Here is an 18678-nt window from a genome sequence, read left to right as displayed (position 1 = left end):
GTTCCGCTATGCGGTTGTCAATTTGCGAAAGAAATTATGCGTCACCCAAGGGGAGTAGTCAACATCGCAGGTTGAGCCAACGTCAGCGAGCGACGTCCAAGGCGAACAAGTTGGCATGAAAAAGGCAGGGCATTGACCTTCTGGTCATGCCCTGCCTTTTGAATGACAAATTGTCGCCTTGGACGTCGCGCAGCGTCGAGTCGTTACGGCGTTTGGTAAAACGCCGTAACTTAGTAGTTGGCCTCGTAACCGTTGCCGTCGCCGGTGGGCTGTTCGTAGTAGTCCGAATCGCTCGAATCGCTTGAGCCATCGGAATCGTCAGAGCTGACCGATGAGGTTGCGGTGCCGTTTGCGTAGTCGTCAGACGTGTTGTTGCTGAGGTCGCCGATCGTAGAGCTGGAGCCGTCGGAAAGACCCATGGTGTTGGGACCCTTGGGATCCTTGCCGGCATCGACGCGCTCCATCATTTCCTTGAGCTCGTCCTCGTAGACAAAGACGTAGCTCACACCGTCAATCATGGTGCTGTCGTCGGCGTACGAAGGCAGGTTGGCCGAGTAGATACCGTCGACATCCATACCGCGCATGGCGTTGACCGTAGAGACGATATCCTGAACGCTCATATCGGTCACGAGCATATCGGACAGCGAATTAACCAGGCCAAAGATCTTCGTGGCATCGAAGTTATTGAGAATCTGGTTGGCAAGGGCGCCAAGCACCTGACGCTGGTGGCGCATGCGCGTGTAATCGCCGTCGGCATAGGTGTAGCGGCAGCGGGCATAGGTAAGGGCGGTGGCACCGTCCATATGCTGCTGGCCAGCGGTAATCTTAATATCCAGGTGCTCGGGGTCGTCAACATCATCGGTTGCGTTAATGTCGATACCGCCAACCGAATCAATCAGCGCCTGCATACCGTCGAAGCTAACCTCGGCATAGTGGGAAATCTGAACACCGCACAGCTCGTTGACCGCCTCGACCATGGCCTCGGCGCCGCCAACGGTATGGCAGGCGTTGATCTTCATGGTCTCGCCCTTGTACTCGACCTTGGTGTCGCGCGGAACGGAAATGAGCGTCGCCTGCTTTTGCGTGGGGTCGATGCGTGCCAGGATAATCGAGTCGGCACGATACGTATCCTCGCCCGGACGGCCGTCGGTGCCAAGAAGCAGCACGTAGAACGGATCCTTTGCCTCATCGGTGTCAACCAGAACCCGACGCAGATTGTCAGTAATGACATTAGAATCGCCGAGCTTGCCCATAATGGTGGCAAACCACAGGCCGGCAGCGGTAGTGGCACTCAGCAGCACGCCAAGCACGACAATGAGCGCGACGTGACGAATCGTGTGGCTACGGCGACGTTGACGAGCGCGCTCGGAATAGCGAGCCACGTTATCGCGACTGTAGATCTTGGCCTGCGCACCAGTTGAGGGTCTTCGGGTGGTGGTATCCGCGAGGGGCTTTTTATTAAACATAGGCAACCTGTATTAGTAGATGACGGGATCGGGGACGGTAGCATGCTCGACATGCGCGCCAAGCGCCTGCAGCTTTTCGACAAACTGCTCGTAGCCGCGCTTGATGTGATGGATAGCCGAAACCTCGGTCGTCCCGTCGGCGATCAAGCCCGCTACGACGAGGGCCGCTCCGCCGCGCAGATCGGGCGAGGTAACCTGTGCACCCGAGAAGCCCTTGACGCCATGAATCATGGCATGATGGCTCTCGATACGAATGTCGGCACCCATGCGCACCAGCTCAGAGGCAAACATAAAGCGATTCTCGAAGATGTTCTCGGTAATAACGGAACTGCCGCCGGAGAGGGCGGAGAGCACCATAATTTGTGCCTGCATGTCGGTCGGGAAGCCGGGGAACGGAAGCGTCTGGATGTCGACAGGCTTGATACGCTCGGCACGGTTCACATGGACGCCATCCTCGACGCGCTCGCAGTCGATACCCATGAGCTCCATCTTCTTGAGCACCATACCCAAGTGAATGGGACAAAAGCCCGTGACATCGACACCGCGATCGTCTGCCATCAACGCACCGGCGACGATAAAGGTACCGGCCTCGATGCGGTCGCCCACTACGCGATGGGTAACAGGATGCAGCTCTTCCACGCCCTCGATGGTCACGACAGGCGTACCGGCGCCAACAATCTTGGCACCCATTTCGTTGAGCATGTTGGCGAGATCGACGATCTCGGGCTCGCGGGCGGCATTGTCGATAACCGTGGTGCCCTGCGCGCGCACGGATGCCATAATGAGGTTCTCGGTCGCACCGACACTGGCAAACTCGAGCGTGACGGTGGTACCGCGCAGGCCCTGAGGCGCGCTGGCGTTGATGTAGCCGTGGGCGGTATCAAACTCGACGCCCAGGGCCTCGAGACCCAGAATATGCATGTCGATCTTGCGGGCACCTAGGTTGCAGCCGCCCGGCATGGCGATCTTGGCGCGATGGAAGCGACCCAGCAGGGGCCCCATGACGGCGGTGGAAGCACGCATCTTAGCGACGAGCTCATAGGGAGCCTCCCAGGAATCGACCTGAGAGGTATCGATCTCGAGCGTGTGCTCGTCGAGAACATCGATCGTAGCGCCCATGCCCTTGAGCACCTTGCCCATCACGTGGACATCGGAAATATCGGGCACGTTCTGCAGCGTCGTCTTGCCCGGCGCCAGAAGCGTTGCCGCCATGAGTTTGAGCGCGGAGTTCTTAGCACCCGAGACGGGCACGGAGCCTCCGATGGCGTGGCCACCCTCAACGCGGATAATATCCAAGGTCTACCCTTTCAAAAAGCATGCCCGGGGTGGCCAAGCCATCCCGGGCATGATGTGTTCGCAAATGGTCGAACGCTAAATCGTTTGACTATTGGGCAAGCTTGAGCTTACACCATGCGATTTCATTATAGAGGTAGGCGCGGCGTGCATCATCCTCCGACAAATTACCCAGCTTCTCTTCAAAACCTTGAATATCAGCTTTAAGCTTGTCGGCATCGACGGTCGCCAAATCGCAAGCGCGCTCGGCGAGAACGGTCACGACATCGTCCGCAACCTGGGCATAGCCGCCGGCCACGGCAAACGTGTGGTCGACAGTGCCCATGGCCTTATCGGAAACGCGAACGTAACCGCGGTCGATCGTGCAGATCTCGCTGGAGTGAGCAGGCAGAACGCCAAACTCGCCATCCGTGGACGGAATCGACACAAACGCAGCGTCGCCCTCATAGGCGCAGCTCACGGGGCACACGATGCGGATACGCATAACCTACTTCTCCCCCATCTTGCGGGCGCGCTCGCGCACGTCCTCAATCGTGGAAGCATAGCGGAAAGCCTGCTCGGGCAGGTCATCGGCCTTGCCGTCGACAATCTCGGCGAAAGAGCGGACGGTATCCTCGACGCGGACGTAGACACCGGGGTTACCGGTGAACTTCTCGGCGACGTGGAAGGACTGCGAGAGGAACTGCTGAATCTTACGGGCACGGTTGACCGTAAGGCGCTGTTCCTCGGACAGCTCGTCCATACCCAGAATGGCGATGATGTCCTGAAGGTCGGAGTACTCCTGCAGGAGCTCCTGGACCTTGACGGCGACACGGTAGTGCTCCTCGCCGACGATCGAGGGATCGAGAGCGTCGGAGGAAGACGCGAGCGGGTCGATAGCCGGGAACAGGCCGAGCGACGAAATGCTACGCGAAAGAACCGTGGTAGCGTCGAGGTGCGTAAACGTCGTGGCAGGCGCCGGGTCGGTCAGGTCGTCTGCGGGGACGTAGACAGCCTGGACGGAGGTAATGGATCCCGTCTTGGTCGAGGTAATGCGCTCCTGGAGGTCACCCATCTCGGTAGCCAGTGTGGGCTGGTAACCAACGGCGGACGGCATACGGCCCAGCAGTGCGGAAACCTCGGAACCCGCCTGGGAGAAGCGGAAGATGTTGTCGATGAACAGCAGGACGTCCTGGCCGCGATCGCGGAAGTACTCAGCGGTGGTAAGGCCGGCCAGACCGATGCGCAGACGCGCTCCAGGCGGCTCGTTCATCTGACCATAAACCAAGCAGGTCTTGTCGATAACGCCAGACTCGCTCATCTCGAGGAACAGGTCGGTGCCCTCGCGGGTACGCTCGCCGACACCGGTGAACACCGAGGTGCCGCCGTGCTCCTGGGCGAGGTTGTTGATAAGCTCCTGAATCAGAACGGTCTTGCCGACGCCGGCGCCGCCGAACAGGCCGGTCTTGCCGCCACGGATGTAGGGCTCGAGCAGGTCGACGGCCTTGATGCCGGTCTCGAAGATCTCGGTCTTGGTGGTGAGCTCGTCAAAGCGGGGCGCTGCATGGTGGATGGGGTAGAACTCCTCCACCTCGGGCATGGGCTTGCCGTCGACGGGCTTGCCCATGACGTTCCAAATGCGACCGAGCGTCTTGGGACCAACGGGCATCTTCATGGGCTCACCGGTATCGGTGGCGATGAGGCCGCGCTGCAGGCCGTCGGTCGAGGACATGGCGACCGTGCGGACGACGCCGCCCGGAAGCTGGCTCTCGACCTCAAGGATCGTGCTCAGATGACCGATCGGGGTCTCGGCCTCGACCGTGAGCGCGTTGTAGATCGGGGGCACCGCGCCGTCAAACTTGACGTCGACGACAGGGCCGATGATTCGCACGATGCGACCATCACCGGCAGTCGTCTTCTTGGTGGCTTCCTCGACCGCAAGCTTTACGGTGTTATTAGCCATTACTGTTCCTCCAATGCTGAGGCTCCGCCGACGATCTCGTTGATCTCGGTCGTGATCGAAGCCTGGCGCACGCGACTATACGTGCGGGTAAGGGTCGAGATGATCGCGGTGGCGTTTTCCGTCGCGGAGTGCATGGCCTTGCGGCGTGCACCCTGCTCGGCAGCCGCCGAATCGATCAGGGCCTGGTAGATGACCGTCAGGATATAAGACGGCACAAGCTTGCCGAGAACATGCTCGGGAGAGGGCACGAACTCGAACGTGGACGAGATGCGCTTAGGGGCGTCGGTCTCGTTCTTACGCGGACCGTGGGCCATAGCGATCATCTCGGGGTCGAGCGGCAACAGATGCTCGACGCGAAGCTCCTGATCCACGCGGTTCTTGGCGTGGTGGTAGACAAGCTCGACACGGTCAAGCTCACCGGCACGATACGCATCGCAGATATGAGAGGAAATCATGCGGGCCTGATTGAAATCGGGCTCAGAGGAGTTGCCCTCAAAGTGCATGACAACGTTTGCGCGGTCACGGAAATACGTGACCGGCTTACGCCCGCACGCGATGATCTCGCACTCGATGCCGTCGTTCGCCCAAGAAGCGGCGAGCTTTTCGGCCGTGCGCTCCACCGTCGTATTGAAACCGCCGGCAAGGCCGCGGTCCGAGGCAATAACGACAATCAGGCCATGCTTGACGCTCTCATGCTTCTGCAGCATGGGATCGGTGCCCGAACAGGAGGCGTCGCCGGCGACCGTCAACATGACGTCGGTCAGCGCCTCCTTATAGGGCTCGGCCTGCTTGGAGCGATCGAGGGCACGACGGATCTTGGCCGTAGAGACCATCTCCATCGTGCGCGTGATCTGCTTGGTCGTGGTAACCGAGGAGATTCGCTTCTTAATGTCGCGAAGGTTGGCCATGGGGCTTAGTTCTCCTCTGATCCAGAAACATCCGAATGGTGCTTGGCCATGAACTGCTGCTTGAAGTCGCCGATGACGCGCAAGAGCTCAGCCTTGGTGTCATCATCGATCTTCTTGGCGCGAACCTTGTCGAGCAGCGAGCCAAAGCCATTGTCCATGTACTCGATGAGCTCGGCACGGAAGGGCAGCACGTCGGCGATCTCCAGGTCATCCAGGAAGCCCTCGTTGCCAGCGAACAGCGTAACGATCTGCTCGCCAACCTCAAACGGCTTGTAACGCGGCTGCTTCAGGAGCTCGGTCATGCGGGCACCATGGGTCAGCTGCTTCTGAGTAGCCTCGTCGAGGTCGGAGCCGAACTGGGTAAAGCCAGCGAGCTCCTGGTACGAAGCGAGGTCCAGACGAAGGTTGCCGGCGACCTGCTTCATGGCCTTGGTCTGCGCGTCGCCACCAACGCGGGACACGGAAATGCCCACGTCGACTGCCGGGCGCTGGCCCTGGAAGAAGAGCTCGGACTGCAGGTAGATCTGACCATCGGTAATGGAAATGACGTTGGTCGGAATGTAGGCCGAAACGTCGCCGTCCTGAGTCTCGATGATCGGCAGTGCCGTCATTGAGCCGTAGCCGTTCTTCTTGGACATCTTGACGGCACGCTCGAGCAGACGAGAGTGCAGGTAGAAGATGTCGCCAGGATAGGCCTCGCGTCCGGGCGGACGATGCAGCGTCAGCGACATCTGACGATATGCCACGGCCTGCTTGGACAGGTCGTCGTAGATGACGAGCACGTGACCACCGGGGTTGGTCTCGCTGGCGGGCTTGCCGTCCTCGCCGTTGTACATAAAGAACTCGCCGATAGCGGCACCGGCCATAGGCGCGATGTACTGCATAGGGGCGGAATCGGCAGCGGTGGCCGAAACGATGATGGTGTAGTCGAGCGCACCGTGCTGAGCGAGGGTCTCGCGAATGTTAGCAACCGTGGAGGCCTTCTGGCCGATGGCGACATAGATGCAAACCATGCCCTTGCCGCGCTGATTGAGGATAGCGTCGATGGCAATGGCGGTCTTACCGGTCTTACGGTCGCCGATGATGAGCTCACGCTGACCGCGGCCGATAGGCACCATGGAGTCGATAGCCAACAGGCCGGTCTGAACCGGCTCGCACACCGGGGTACGGTCGATGACACCGGGGGCCTTGAACTCGATGGGGCGACGGTGCGTGGCGACGATGTCACCCAAACCGTCGATAGGCTGGCCGAGCGGATTGACGACGCGGCCGAGCATGGCGCGGCTCACAGGGATATCCATAATGCGGCCAGTGGTGCGGCACTCGTCGCCTTCCTTGATGGCGTCGACGGCACCGAACAGAACGGCGCCGACCTCGTCACGGTCAAGGTTCTGGGCAAGGCCGAAGACGGTCTCACCGGTATCGGAGCTCTTGAACTCCAGAAGCTCGCCTGCCATGGCGCTCTTGAGGCCGGAGACGCGCGCGATGCCGTCGCCTACCTCGTCGACCGTTGAAACCTCATGCGTATCGACCGTCGCGGAGAGGCTCGTGAGCTGCTCCTGCAGTTTCTTGGCGATATCCTGGGCATTGAGGGTTTCGGACATTAGGCTTCACCTCCGTACGAATTAGCAGAGTTTGCGAGGGTCTCCTGCGCGATGCGCAGCTGCGTCTTGACGGAAATGTCACGACGCTCGCCGCGGGCCTCGAGCACCAGGCCGCCCACGATAGACGGGTCGACCTGCTCGATAAGGAATACCTTGCGGCCGAAGTCCTGCTCGCATTTCTTAGTGATGGTTTGACGCAGCTCGTCGTCGAGCGGGATCGCCGTGGTGACGGTCACGCCCACTACATCCTCGTCTTCCTCGGCAACATACTTAAAGGCAGCTGCCACCTTGGGAAGAAGGTCGAGCTGGTCGCGCTTGGACATGGTGTCGAGCACGGCGATGATCTCGGGGCTGGCGCTAGCCAGACGCTCGATCATCTCGAGGTCCTCGAACACATGGTTCTCGGCCTTGGCGGCTTCCAAAAGGGAGCGCGCGTAGGTCTCGAGCACCTTGTCCTGATAGCGGCTAGTCGGCATTCAGGCTACCTGCTTCCTGGATGTAGCGCTCGATGAGCTTCTTCTGCTCGGACTCGTCCTCGAGTGCCTCGCCCACGATCTTGGTGGCGACGGCAACGGACAGGTCGGCGATGGAACTCGCGGCACCGGCGTAGATGGACTTGCGCTCGTCCTCGACGGTCGTATGGGCCTTGGCGATGATCTCCTCGGCCTCCTTGTGAGCAGCCTCGATGATACGGGCGCGCTCGGACTCGGCGTCCTTACGGGCCTCGAGAACGATGTCGGCAGCCTGACGACGGGCGTCGGTGACGATCGAGTCGGACTCAGCGCGCTTGGCGATAGCCTCCTGCTTGGTCTTCTCGGCCTCGTCGAGGCTCTCCTCGATCTTCTTGCCGCGCTCCTCCATGGTTTTCATGATGCCCGGCAGGGCGACCTTGGCCAGCACGATCCAGATGATCAGGAAGGCGATAAGCGCCGGGATGAACTCCGCCATCTTAGGGATGAGGATGTCCGCACCGGCAGCGCCGTCCTCGGCGAACGCGGAAACCGGCATGAGCAGCGCGGCCGCGGACGCGGAGAGTGCGATCGCGCTCTTCTGGGATGAAAGATTCATACTTGACGCTCCGTGCTATTTAACGATCAGCGCGACAACGAAGCCGATCAGAGCCAGAGCCTCGCCGAAGGCGGAGCCCATGATGAAGACGGTGAACACGCGGCCCTGGACCTCAGGCTGACGGGCCATAGCACCCGTAGCACCCAGAGCAGACAGGCCGATAGCAAGACCAGCGCCGATAACACCGAGACCGTAACCGATAACTCCCACGATTCCTCCTTTGTCGTGCGTGTCTTATTTCACGCAGGATAACCTTTTTATAACTGCCGGGCTCCATGGGTACGGGCACCGGCGGTTTAACGAATTGCTTACCTTTAAGGCGCGAACGGAAGACTACTCCTCCTCCGCGACCTCCTCTGCCTCGGAGACATACACGGCGGTAAGGACCGTGAAGACGTAGGCCTGGATGGCGCCGACCACAAGCTCGATCGCATAGATCAGGATGAGGATGGCAAGCCAGGCCAGCGAAGGCAGGGCGCCGACGGCGTGGGCCGCGGAAACCTGCTGAAGCAGCGGCTGCATGAACATGCTCGCCATGATGGCGAACGAGCCCATGACCACGTGTCCTGCGAACATGTTGCAGAACAGACGGACGGCGAGCGTGATAAGGCGCAGGAAGGTCGAGAAAAGCTCGACGACCCACACAAGCACGTTCATCGGGAAGCTCACGCCCTGCGGGGCGAGGCTCTTGATGTAGCCGATCACGCCGTGAGCCTTGCATCCGTAGTAGATGAAGTACACGAAGGCGAAGATGGCGAGCGCGGCGGTGGAGCCGATTGCGCCGGTGCCGGGCTTCATTCCCGGGATCAGGCCGATCATGTTATTGATCAGGATGAACAGGAAAAGCGAGCACAGGAACGGGAAGTGCTTCTTCCAGTTCTCACCCACGACGCCCTTGCCGATATCGTTCTCGACGTACTCGATGATGTACTCGAAACCGTTGACGAAGAAGCCCTTGGGAACTAGGGTCTGCTTCTTCTTGAACACGGCCAGGACGATCAGGAGCACGATCGTGGAGACGATCAGCCAAAACGAGTACTGCGTGATGCCGCAGCTCAGATCGCCCACGACAGGAGTGGAGCTGAACTCGCTGACCAGATGATTAATCTCATCAGGCAGCTTTTCAAAAATTTCCACGACTTACCTTTCGACCTCATGAGGATCTCGCAGCGCCTTGGCGACGCGAACCGTGCAGGCGGCCATAAAGGCCACGAAGCCGATCGCCTCGCCCAGGAGGAACATGCGAAATGCCTCTCCGAACAACGCAAACACAACCAAGGTAAAGACGAGCAGGGCGACTGCCGAGACCGCCAGGCTCACCATGCCCTTGAGCATGTCCGCATTCTGTTTATCGTCAAGAACCGGCTTGAGCGTAAAAACAAAGGGAAGGAAGGCAATTGCGCCCGCGATGGCACCTGCAACGATAGCGAGCAGATCGGCTATCTGAAACACTGGCGTCCTCACTTTCCTTTTTAACGCCTCACAGCACAGTCCCAGCCAAACATTGGTGACTATTGTACGAGCCAATCGCTAAAGTACAACCGTAAAACAAACGGTTAATACGCACCTGTACGTTTTCTTAAGGCCTTCTTTATGCCGCAGGTACGGTAATACGTTTTTTCGAACCCCTCAGCGCAAAACGTCCGTTAACAGAAGTGCGCGTGGACGACTTTTGCTCGCCCGCGCGCACCATTTCTTCGTATTTGTGACCGTAGCCGACAAGGCCCAACGACTAGAGCGTACCGTAAATGCGGTCTCCGGCGTCGCCGAGGCCGGGAACGATGTAGGCAGCCTCGTTGAGATGGTCGTCGATGGCGCACGTATAAATATGTACGTCGGGGTCCTTTTCGGTCAGTGACTTGAGGCCCTCGGGCGCGGCGACGATACACAGCATGCGGATATCCTTGACACCGCGCTCACGCAGGTAGCTGATGGCCATCTCGGCCGAACCGCCCGTGGCGAGCATGGGGTCGACAACCAGGCAGATGCGCTGGTCGATATCCTTGGGCATCTTGCAGTAATACTCATGCGGCTCGTGGGTAACCTCGTCGCGCTCCATACCGATGTGGCCCACGCGAGCGGAGGGTACCAAGTCGAGGATGCCATCGACCATGCCAAGGCCCGCACGCAGGATGGGAACGATGGCGAGCTTTTTGCCGGCAAGCTGCTTAAACGTTGCGGTGGTGATGGGGGTCTCGACCTCGACGTCTTCCATGGGCAGGTCGCGCATGGCCTCGTAGCCGTCAAAAAGTGCGAGCTCGCGCACGAGCTGGCGGAACTGGTTGGTACCGGTGCTCTTGTCGCGCAAGATCGACAGCTTGTGCTGGACGAGCGGATGATCGACAAGGGTCACACGGGACGTATCGTAGGTGACGGTCATGGGTTGATTGCCCCTTTCGTTGCGGCCGGAAGATGGCCTTGCTGACAAGGCGCATGGCGACGTTGTTGCCTCGCGCCGTGCATAAGTTTAACGGTTTGTTGCATCGAGCAGCTCGTCGCAACCCTACTGAGCGGTGTTGAGCGAACGCTTGACGGCATCACGCCAACCAGCGAGGTTGCTCTCACGGCGCTCGGCGGACATGTGAGGATGGAAGACTTTGACGATCTGAGCGTTTTGCTCCAGCTCCTCCAAATCCTCCCAATAGCCGACGGCAAGGCCCGCCAAGTACGCGGCGCCGATCGCCGTGGTCTCCACCGTCTCGCACTGCAGCACGGGGATATCCAGCAGATCGGCCTGGAATTGCATGATGAACTCGTTGCGCGAGGCGCCGCCATCGACGGACAGGCGCTCAATCGAAAGTCCCACGTCCTGCTCCATGGCGCGTAGCACGTCATAACTCTGGTAGGCCATGGACTCGCAGGCCGCACGCACAATGGTCGCACGACTCGAGGCGCCGGTCAGGCCGCACACGATACCGCGAGCATGCGGGTCCCACCAGGGAGCGCCCAGGCCTGCGAAAGCGGGGACGAAGTAGCAGCCCTCGTTGTCGTTAATCGAAGTGGCGAGTTGCGCGGACTCGCTCACGCTCGAGATGATGCCCATGTTGTTACGCAGCCAGTTCATGGTTGAGCCGGCAGCAAAGATAGAACCCTCGAGCGCATAGCTGATCTTGCCGTCCGCGGCGATACCGATTGTGGAGACCAGACCGTTCTTGGATTCGACGATCTCGTCGCCGGTGTTCATGAGCATAAAGCAACCCGTGCCATAGGTGTTTTTGGTCTGGCCGGGATGGAAGCAGCAGTGGCCGAACAGCGACGCCTGTTGGTCGCCCGCCACGCCCATGATGGGTGGCATGTTGGTCATGATGTCGCTCGCGACGCGGCCGTAGTCGCCCGAGCTCCAACGAACCTCGGGCATCATGGAACGCGGGACGTCGAAAAGTGCCAGCAGATCGTCGTCCCAATCGAGCGTATGGATATTAAAGAGCGCGGTGCGGCTGGCATTGGTGTAGTCGGTGGCAAAGACCTGACCGCCGGTGAGGTTGTAGATGAGCCAGGTGTCGATGGTGCCGAACATGAGGTCGCCCGCCGCCGCGCTCTCACGCGCACCATCGACGTTGTCGAGGATCCACTGCACCTTGGAGGCCGAGAAATACGGATCGAGCGTGAGTCCCGTGCGGGAGCGCACCAGTTCTTCTGCGCCCTGCTCGACCAGCTCGTCGATCAGAGGTGCGGTGCGACGGCATTGCCACACGATGGCGTTATAGATGGGTTGGCCGCTTATGCGGTCCCACACCACCGTGGTCTCGCGCTGGTTGGAGATACCGATGGCGGCAATGCGGTCAGAATGGATGCCGCTCTTAAACTGGACCTCCATCATCACGCCGATCTGGCTGGCAAGCACCTCCGTGGGATCCTGTTCCACCCAGCCGGGACGCGGGAAGCTGGTTTTGACGCTACGACGCGCCTGGGCGACGATGCAGCCGTACTCGTCGACGATGGTCGCAAGTACCGAGGTAGTGCCGCAGTCGAGTGCCATGATGTAGGAACCGCCAAAGTTAAACGAGGCATCTTCCATGCCCAGGCTGCCCAGATTCAACGACATCGCTTACACCTTTCTATTGCATCGGGTCGGACAGGACCCGTTCGATCTCTGATGCTGGAAGCGCGCCTTGGCGCAGGATCTGGAGCTCGCCGTGCTGAAACGACGCGATGGTTGAGGCGTCGCGACACGGGGTCTCACCGGCGTCGACGGCCACATCGACCCCCTCCAGGATGCGCTCCTCCACCGTGGCAAAACTTGCCGGCGCGGGCGCGCCGTGCGTGTTGGCGCTGGTGCAGGCAAGAGGGCTGCCGCAGGCGCGGATGAGCGCCTGCACCACGGGCGAGGCCGAAGCGCGAAGTGCCACCGTGTCGTCGGCGGCGCGCATAAAGGTCGGCACGCAGGGGGCCGCCTTGACCACGATAGTCAGGGCGCCCGGCCAGCATCGTCGCGCGAGTATGCGGGCATCTTCCGGGATATCCACGCCATAGCGGTCGAGTGCTTCGACGCCATCGACCAGCCAAGCGACGGTTTGCGTGAGCTCACGTTGCTTGAGAGTGAAGATACGGCGATAGCCGGTACCGAGCGCGGGGACCGCGGCGCCGTTGACGGTGGCCTGCGGATCGCGCGGCCACGATGGGAATTCACTTGTATCTTGAGGCACGGCGTCCGAAAAGGCGTTAACTGCCACAGCGACACCATAGACGGTCTCGGTCGGGATCAGGGCCAGACCGCCACAGCCGAGCACCTCGGCCGTACGCTCAACGGCAAGCCGATGCGGCTCGCGCGTTCCCTCGTATACCCGATAGACCGTCTGCATGTGTATGCCAGCCCCTTACGCTCTGGTGCAAGTTTGTTTACTGTGGGGCATTCTCGCACGAAACGTTCAATCTATTTGCCCAGAGCGCATGTTGGTTTGGTGAGCGGCTCTAGTAGTCGGTGAAAGTGAGGGGGTTAATTGAAGATTATTAGCGCGCAAGCGTAACGGTACGATCGGGAAACTCGATGCTTGCAACCAGTTTTCCGCCGAGGCTCTCTGCGTACCTGCTCAGCGTGTCGAGCCTCATCGACCCCAACTCCCCGCGCTCGAGCTCGGATACACGTTTTTGAGAAACGCCCATCGACTGGGCGACCGACGCCTGTGTTAGATCTTTTAGCCTGCGAATCTCAGCAAGCTTATAGGCTTCGATACGATCGCGAGTCCTCTCCTGCTCGGCGGTAATGGATTCGCGCGTTATCCCGCGAGATTCCATATACTCATGCAGTTCCATCTCGATCGAGCCTCCTTACGTGGCGACGGTATAGTTGCTCGGCCTTTGGAATGTTGATCGCATACCAGCCGTTCCATTTTGCCCTTGACGATCCCGCTCGCGACTTATCACCCGCCAATAGCAATACCGCCTGGCGCTTGGGGTCAAAGGCGAAGAGGATGCGAATCACCTGCCCACCACACGAAGTCACTCTCAGCTCCTTTAAATGATGAAGCTTCGAGCCCTTAACGCGATCAACCAGTGGACGACCAAGGCTGGGACCTTCCTTCTCGAGCACCAAAAGGTCTGCATAAATCTGCTTCAGCGTAGCTTCATCCTGCTCATCAAGCCAAGGTTCAATGTAATCAAGCACAATACGGTACCGATGCAGCTGATTCGACATACCTTCCTCCTTCTATAGTAGAAGTTTTACGGTATATTGCAAGAGCAAACTTGAGCAAATGTCTATTAGTTCAGCTTAAATACGCTGCTTGGGCTCGGTGACGATGGCTCGGACGATGCGGGGGCGATCGGTGAGGTCGTGGACGATGCGCACGTCCGACAGACCCGCTTGACGGCAGAGCTCGGCCGCAGCGTCGAGCGCGCCCTCGTAGAGCTCGCAGGCAAAGAGGCCGCCGGCGCGCAACATGTAGGGCGCCGCGTTGAGCAGGCGGCGGAAGATATCGAGGCCGTCGGCACCGCCCTCGAGCGCCAGATCGGGCTCAAAGTCCTTGACCTCGTGCGGCAGCGAGCGCATGACATCGGTCGGAATGTAAGGCGGGTTGGAGACGAGCACGTCAAAGGTGCCCCACTCGTCGTGGGGAATGGAGCTCACCAGGTTGGTGAGGCTGAAGGCGACCTCATCGGACGTGAGCCCGAGCGCGTCGCGGTTTTTGGTGGCCAGGTCGATGGCGCGCGGCTCGATATCGGTAGCAGTGCAGGTGACGTGGCCGCGACGCTCCCAGGCAAGCGAGAGCGAGATGCAGCCCGTGCCGCAGCCGACCTCGAGAACGCGGGCGATGCAGGGCTCGGCTGGAGCAGATGCGTTGGCCTCGGCGGCATCTTGCGCGGGAGTCGCCTGTTGGTCGTTGTCCTCAATGGCGATGCCGTATTCGTCGAGCTCGGGCTCGGGGGTTTCCATGGCCTCTGCTTCTGCCGCTTCGGCTTCTGCCGCCTGCGCGGCGGCTTCCTCGGCCTCGCGATCGGCAAGCTCCTCGGCATAGGCGCGGCTACCGAGCACGTCGCTACCCAGCGCAGCCTCATCGGCGGCCGTCAGGTTGGCGGCACGGCGCTCGGCGGTCGCGCGTTCGTCTGCCAGCGCAGCCTCGGCCTTGCGTGCCTCCTCAACCTCATCGTTCCAGGGCAGCTCAACGCGCTGACGGGCGGCAGCCTCGGGGCTCAGCACCTCGGCATCCAGATAATTGAGGACTTCCTCGACGAGCATCTCGGTCTCGGGACGCGGAATGAGCACGCCGGGGGCGCACGCGACGTCAATCATGCGAAACTGCGTGCTGCCCGTGATGTATTGCAGCGGCTCGCCCTTAGCGCGGCGGACAACGGCCGCATGCATGGTCTCGAGCTGGGCCGCGTTAAGCGTCTCGTCCATACGCATATATAGGTCAATGCGCGCCAGGCCCGTGGCGGCGCACAGCAGCCACTCGGCAGAAAGACGGGGGTGCTCCTCGCCGCGCTCGGCCAGGTACTCCTTGGTCCACTCGAGACAACGCTTGATGGTCCAGATCTCGTTTGCCATGGGGCCCTCCCCTCTTAAGCGCCGGACGGCGCGCGAATGTCGGAGCAGATTGTACGCGAGGCTAGCGCTTGGCAAGGGACGATTGAAGACGATTATCGAGAATCAGCCCAGAATTTTGCACCGGGCTCGCTCAAAGTGTTCATTCGCCGACGTCTAGATTTGTATCCGTCAAGCTTTTGGCAAGGTTGCCCCAAAACTGACCAATATCTAACCAAGAACTTGCCACATCGCTTGACGCGCGACGCACCAAAAAGGACCCCGCGACTTCTTGGACGTTTTTTCGAGCAATATTTTCAATTGCAGATGCATACCGTTAATTGCTTTAAGCGGGTAAATAGCTTAATTTCTAACAAAACAAATTGAATAAATTTGAAAAGCAATTTACCCAACCTAGTCATTTAAGAACGTCCCCAATGACTATTCGGCAGCGATGGCAACGCCGCAGGTAGGTACTCATTTATGTCTGTCCCCAATGACCACCTCTAAGGCGCCGCAGGTTAAGCATAAGTCAGCGAAAACGCCCCTAAGCGAGCAAGGTGACGTGAAAGAGGAGGGAAGCGTACTTTGGGTACGCGACCGACGATTGAACGTCAGATTGCCGCTTAGGGGCGTTTGCAGCGTCGAGCCGTTACGGCGTTTGGTAAAACGCCGTAACCTAAACGGCCTGTGCCAGCTTCTCGGCTCGCTCGGCGGCGGCGAGTGCCTCGATGACGGTGCCGAGCTGATCGCCCAGAAGGACGCCGTTGTAGGTGGAGTTGAAACCGATGCGGTGATCGGTCACGCGGTCCTGGGGCTGGTTGTAGGTACGGATCTTCTCGGAACGGTTGCCGTGGCCGATCTGGCTCTGGCGCTCGGCACCGAGCTCAGCCTGCTGCTTCTCGAGCTCCATCTCGTACAGACGGGCACGCAGCATCTGCATGCAGACTTCGCGGTTCTGAATCTGGGAGCGCTGTTCCTGCGACTGCACCACGGTGTTGGTGGGCAAGTGGGTGATGCGCACGGCGGAGTAGGTAGTGTTAACGCACTGACCGCCAGGGCCGGAGGCGCAGTAGGTGTCGATGCGCAGGTCGGACTGGTTGATCTGGACGTCGATTTCCTCGGCCTCGGGAAGCACGGCTACGGTAGCCGTGGAGGTCTGAATGCGACCCTGGGACTCGGTCTTGGGGACGCGCTGGACGCGGTGCACGCCGGACTCGAACTTCATGACGGAGTAAACGCGGTCGCCCTCGACCTTGAACTCAATGGACTTAAAGCCGCCGGCCTCGCTGGGGCTGGAATCGAGCACGGTGGTCTTCCAGCCGCGCGACTCGCAAAAGCGCTGATACATCTTGTAGAGGTCGCCGGCGAAGATGGCCGCCTCGTCGCCACCGGCGGCGGAGCGAATCTCGACGATGGTGTTCTTGTCGTCGTTGGGGTCGCTCGGGATGAGCATGTACTTGATGACTTCCTCGAGTTGGGGAAGCTTGGCCTCGTTTTCGGAGATGTCCATCTGGAGCATCTCCTTCTCATCGGCATCGGTGGTATCGTGCAGCATTTCCTTGGCAGCCTCGATGTCATCGAGCGCGCCGATGTACTCGCGCGAGGCGGCGATGAGGTCGGACTGGTGCGCGTACTCCTTGTTGAGACGCGTGAACTCCTTGATATCGGAGGCAACGGCCGGGTCGGAAAGCTTCTTCTCGAGCTCCTCGTAGGCCTTGATGATCTTTTCGAGCTTGTCGCGCATGGCGGGACTCCTTTATATGCGTGAAGGTGAAAATCGGCAGAGTTGATGAGGCGCGGGGCACCGCTGCGGGGGTAAGCCCGGCTAGAACATGTCGATCTTCAGATACATGCGCATCCCTTCGCGTATGGGGTACATAGTTGCGGTCTAACCCATACATGATAGCGTGCGCAGGCAAACCTGCATATAACCCGCACGGAATCTGACAAAGGCACAATCCCTTTGTCAGATTCTAGAGCGTATGGAGCAGGGCGATGAGGAAGCGGACACCCTGGAGGTAGGCGCGGCGGGTAATGCGCTCGTTGGTGCCGTGGACGCCGCGATCGCACTCGTCATCGTCGACCACAAAGGCCGAGAAGCGAATGCACTCAGGGCAAATGCGCTGGTAGTTGGCAGCGTCGGTCGCACCGATCACGGTCGAGGGCACAATTGCCACTGGCTCGAATGATCCGTTTTCCTCCGTCCCCTTTGGATCACGGAAATAGCGGGCGGCGATGGAGCGAACCGCTTCGAGACCGGGACCACCGATGCGCGGGGACGGCGAGGGTTCGGAGCTGCCGGGGCCCAGCTCCACTTCGACACGACCGGCAAGGTCCGCCCCGGCAACCGCCTCACGGCAGCGCGCCACAACGTCGGCAACGCTCGTGCCTTCGAGCATGCGGAAGTTGATATTGGCCCACATATCCTGCGGCATTACGTTGGCGCCGGTGCTGCCACCCTCGATCTGGGTCGGTGCACAGGTGGTGGTCACGAGCGGATAGAGCTTCTTGCTGGCGAGGCACTCGCGCACGATGGCGTCCTTGTTGGAAGCAATCTCGTCGGCCGTGTAGAGCTCCAGCTCGACGAGCTGTGCGGCAAGCAGGTCCGTGACGCGCGTCGGCCACTCGATATCGCAGATTGCGGTGATGGCACGGCTCAACACCTCGAGCGACGTGCCGCCGTAGGGGTTGGAAGAATGCCCACCCGCGCTCTTTGTCTTGAGCACAATGTCGGCATAACCCTTCTCAGCCAGGTCGGCGTGCATGAGCCAACCCTCGCCCGCGTTGTACTCGGCAGCCGAAACAATACGGTAGTCACCCTCGTCGATCAGATATTCAAGTTCAACACCGCGCTCCTCGAGCACGCGGCCGATAGCTCCAGCGCCGTACTGCGTGGTTTCCTCGTCCTGGCCAAAGGCGAGCAACAGCGAACGCTTGTGCTCCCAGCCGTGCGCCAACGCATACTCAACCGCCTCGAGAATGCCTGCGACCTGATCCTTCATGTCGATAGCGCCGCGACCCCAAATGTAGGTGTCGTCCACCTGTCCGCTAAAGGGGGCGTGCGTCCAGTCGGCCTCGGTACCCGGCACCACGGGGACCACGTCCATGTGGCCCATGAGCATGACGGGTTTGAGGGCGGAGTCGGAACCGCCAAGCGTCACCAACAGCGAGTGGTCGATAAGCTCGACCTCGCCCGCCGCAAACACGCGCGGCCAGGCCTGCTGCATATAGGCGCGCAGGTCGTCGAAGGGCTGCCAGTCCACCGCCTCGGCATCCATGCTCGAGATGGTCGGAAACGACAGCACGCGGCCCAAGCGCTCGCACGCGCCGGCCTCGTCCATATCGGCAAAATCGTCCTCATGCGCAAAGAAGCGCCAAACCTCGGCCATGACATCCTTTCGATTGTGACGACAAAGGCCGCCCCACGGGAGCG

19 protein-coding genes are annotated in these 18678 nt (G+C 60.2%); all 19 read right to left on the bottom strand.

From position 1 onward, the window contains the following. Positions 1–230 precede the first annotated feature (230 nt). Positions 231–1466, bottom strand: coding sequence for an LCP family protein (locus DW024_RS02030; protein ID WP_117655380.1), 1236 nt, complete (start codon positions 1464–1466; stop codon positions 231–233). 12 nt (positions 1467–1478) lie between these two features. Next, a complete protein-coding gene (murA, locus tag DW024_RS02025; RefSeq protein WP_117766713.1) occupies positions 1479–2762 on the bottom strand; it encodes a UDP-N-acetylglucosamine 1-carboxyvinyltransferase in 1284 nt (427 codons plus the stop codon). Between the two features lie 88 nt (positions 2763–2850). Continuing rightward, a complete protein-coding gene (gene atpC, locus DW024_RS02020) occupies positions 2851–3243 on the bottom strand; it encodes an ATP synthase F1 subunit epsilon (RefSeq protein WP_006235718.1) in 393 nt (130 codons plus the stop codon). Between the two features lie 3 nt (positions 3244–3246). Continuing rightward, positions 3247–4701 (bottom strand): F0F1 ATP synthase subunit beta, encoded by a 1455-nt coding sequence (atpD, locus tag DW024_RS02015; RefSeq protein ID WP_006235717.1) that lies wholly within the window; start codon positions 4699–4701, stop codon positions 3247–3249. Further along, positions 4701–5609 carry an ATP synthase F1 subunit gamma gene (gene atpG / locus DW024_RS02010; RefSeq protein ID WP_117635546.1) on the bottom strand — a complete coding sequence of 303 codons (909 nt, stop codon included), beginning with the start codon at positions 5607–5609 and terminating at the stop codon, positions 4701–4703. Before atpG ends, atpD begins: the two co-directional genes overlap by 1 nt. 5 nt (positions 5610–5614) lie before the next feature. After that, on the bottom strand, positions 5615–7213 hold the full coding sequence (gene atpA / locus DW024_RS02005; RefSeq protein WP_117635547.1) for a F0F1 ATP synthase subunit alpha: 1599 nt from the start codon (positions 7211–7213) through the stop codon (positions 5615–5617). Continuing rightward, positions 7213–7689: a FoF1 ATP synthase subunit delta gene (locus tag DW024_RS02000; RefSeq protein WP_006235713.1), complete on the bottom strand. Its 477-nt coding sequence runs from the start codon at positions 7687–7689 to the stop codon at positions 7213–7215. The genes atpA and DW024_RS02000 overlap by 1 nt, the downstream gene beginning before the upstream one ends. After that, a complete protein-coding gene (gene atpF / locus DW024_RS01995; RefSeq protein WP_055286332.1) occupies positions 7679–8281 on the bottom strand; it encodes a F0F1 ATP synthase subunit B in 603 nt (200 codons plus the stop codon). The genes DW024_RS02000 and atpF overlap by 11 nt, the downstream gene beginning before the upstream one ends. Positions 8282–8296: 15 nt before the next feature. After that, positions 8297–8491 (bottom strand): ATP synthase subunit C, encoded by a 195-nt coding sequence (locus DW024_RS01990; RefSeq protein ID WP_022094262.1) that lies wholly within the window; start codon positions 8489–8491, stop codon positions 8297–8299. Positions 8492–8614: 123 nt separating this feature from the next. Then, positions 8615–9418: a F0F1 ATP synthase subunit A gene (atpB, locus tag DW024_RS01985; protein ID WP_022094263.1), complete on the bottom strand. Its 804-nt coding sequence runs from the start codon at positions 9416–9418 to the stop codon at positions 8615–8617. Between the two features lie 3 nt (positions 9419–9421). After that, a complete protein-coding gene (locus DW024_RS01980) occupies positions 9422–9733 on the bottom strand; it encodes a hypothetical protein (RefSeq protein WP_118376864.1) in 312 nt (103 codons plus the stop codon). Positions 9734–10013: 280 nt separating this feature from the next. After that, positions 10014–10661: a uracil phosphoribosyltransferase gene (gene upp, locus DW024_RS01975; RefSeq protein ID WP_118376863.1), complete on the bottom strand. Its 648-nt coding sequence runs from the start codon at positions 10659–10661 to the stop codon at positions 10014–10016. Positions 10662–10784: 123 nt separating this feature from the next. After that, positions 10785–12326 (bottom strand): glycerol kinase GlpK, encoded by a 1542-nt coding sequence (gene glpK, locus DW024_RS01970; RefSeq protein WP_118376862.1) that lies wholly within the window; start codon positions 12324–12326, stop codon positions 10785–10787. 13 nt (positions 12327–12339) lie between these two features. After that, positions 12340–13083, bottom strand: coding sequence for an L-threonylcarbamoyladenylate synthase (locus DW024_RS01965; RefSeq protein WP_118376861.1), 744 nt, complete (start codon positions 13081–13083; stop codon positions 12340–12342). Positions 13084–13231: 148 nt separating this feature from the next. Then, complete coding sequence (locus DW024_RS01960) at positions 13232–13534, bottom strand: helix-turn-helix domain-containing protein (RefSeq protein WP_117840425.1); 303 nt, start codon at positions 13532–13534, stop codon at positions 13232–13234. After that, on the bottom strand, positions 13521–13916 hold the full coding sequence (locus DW024_RS01955; protein WP_117840426.1) for a type II toxin-antitoxin system RelE/ParE family toxin: 396 nt from the start codon (positions 13914–13916) through the stop codon (positions 13521–13523). The genes DW024_RS01960 and DW024_RS01955 overlap by 14 nt, the downstream gene beginning before the upstream one ends. A gap of 75 nt (positions 13917–13991) precedes the next feature. Continuing rightward, complete coding sequence (locus DW024_RS01950) at positions 13992–15266, bottom strand: HemK/PrmC family methyltransferase (RefSeq protein WP_118376860.1); 1275 nt, start codon at positions 15264–15266, stop codon at positions 13992–13994. A gap of 655 nt (positions 15267–15921) precedes the next feature. Further along, positions 15922–16989: a peptide chain release factor 1 gene (prfA, locus tag DW024_RS01945; RefSeq protein ID WP_118376859.1), complete on the bottom strand. Its 1068-nt coding sequence runs from the start codon at positions 16987–16989 to the stop codon at positions 15922–15924. Positions 16990–17218: 229 nt separating this feature from the next. Continuing rightward, positions 17219–18634 carry a M20/M25/M40 family metallo-hydrolase gene (locus DW024_RS01940; protein ID WP_118376858.1) on the bottom strand — a complete coding sequence of 472 codons (1416 nt, stop codon included), beginning with the start codon at positions 18632–18634 and terminating at the stop codon, positions 17219–17221. Positions 18635–18678 lie beyond the last annotated feature (44 nt).

It is taken from the genome of Collinsella sp. AF37-9, assembly GCF_003475115.1.
Taxonomy (GTDB): domain Bacteria; phylum Actinomycetota; class Coriobacteriia; order Coriobacteriales; family Coriobacteriaceae; genus Collinsella.
This window is presented reverse-complemented; position numbering and strand designations above follow the sequence as displayed.

Excerpts from the sequence above, each read along its gene's own strand:
- DW024_RS02030 (WP_117655380.1), bottom strand. The coding sequence starts at position 1,466 with ATGTTTAATAAAAAGCCCCTCGCGGATACCACCACCCGAAGACCCTCA.
- atpC (WP_006235718.1), bottom strand. The coding sequence starts at position 3,243 with ATGCGTATCCGCATCGTGTGCCCCGTGAGCTGCGCCTATGAGGGCGAC.
- atpD (WP_006235717.1), bottom strand. The coding sequence starts at position 4,701 with ATGGCTAATAACACCGTAAAGCTTGCGGTCGAGGAAGCCACCAAGAAG.
- atpG (WP_117635546.1), bottom strand. The coding sequence starts at position 5,609 with ATGGCCAACCTTCGCGACATTAAGAAGCGAATCTCCTCGGTTACCACG.
- atpA (WP_117635547.1), bottom strand. The coding sequence starts at position 7,213 with ATGTCCGAAACCCTCAATGCCCAGGATATCGCCAAGAAACTGCAGGAG.
- DW024_RS02000 (WP_006235713.1), bottom strand. The coding sequence starts at position 7,689 with ATGCCGACTAGCCGCTATCAGGACAAGGTGCTCGAGACCTACGCGCGC.
- atpF (WP_055286332.1), bottom strand. The coding sequence starts at position 8,281 with ATGAATCTTTCATCCCAGAAGAGCGCGATCGCACTCTCCGCGTCCGCG.
- upp (WP_118376863.1), bottom strand. The coding sequence starts at position 10,661 with ATGACCGTCACCTACGATACGTCCCGTGTGACCCTTGTCGATCATCCG.
- glpK (WP_118376862.1), bottom strand. The coding sequence starts at position 12,326 with ATGTCGTTGAATCTGGGCAGCCTGGGCATGGAAGATGCCTCGTTTAAC.
- DW024_RS01965 (WP_118376861.1), bottom strand. The coding sequence starts at position 13,083 with ATGCAGACGGTCTATCGGGTATACGAGGGAACGCGCGAGCCGCATCGG.
- DW024_RS01960 (WP_117840425.1), bottom strand. The coding sequence starts at position 13,534 with ATGGAACTGCATGAGTATATGGAATCTCGCGGGATAACGCGCGAATCC.
- DW024_RS01955 (WP_117840426.1), bottom strand. The coding sequence starts at position 13,916 with ATGTCGAATCAGCTGCATCGGTACCGTATTGTGCTTGATTACATTGAA.
- DW024_RS01950 (WP_118376860.1), bottom strand. The coding sequence starts at position 15,266 with ATGGCAAACGAGATCTGGACCATCAAGCGTTGTCTCGAGTGGACCAAG.
- prfA (WP_118376859.1), bottom strand. The coding sequence starts at position 16,989 with ATGCGCGACAAGCTCGAAAAGATCATCAAGGCCTACGAGGAGCTCGAG.
- DW024_RS01940 (WP_118376858.1), bottom strand. The coding sequence starts at position 18,634 with ATGGCCGAGGTTTGGCGCTTCTTTGCGCATGAGGACGATTTTGCCGAT.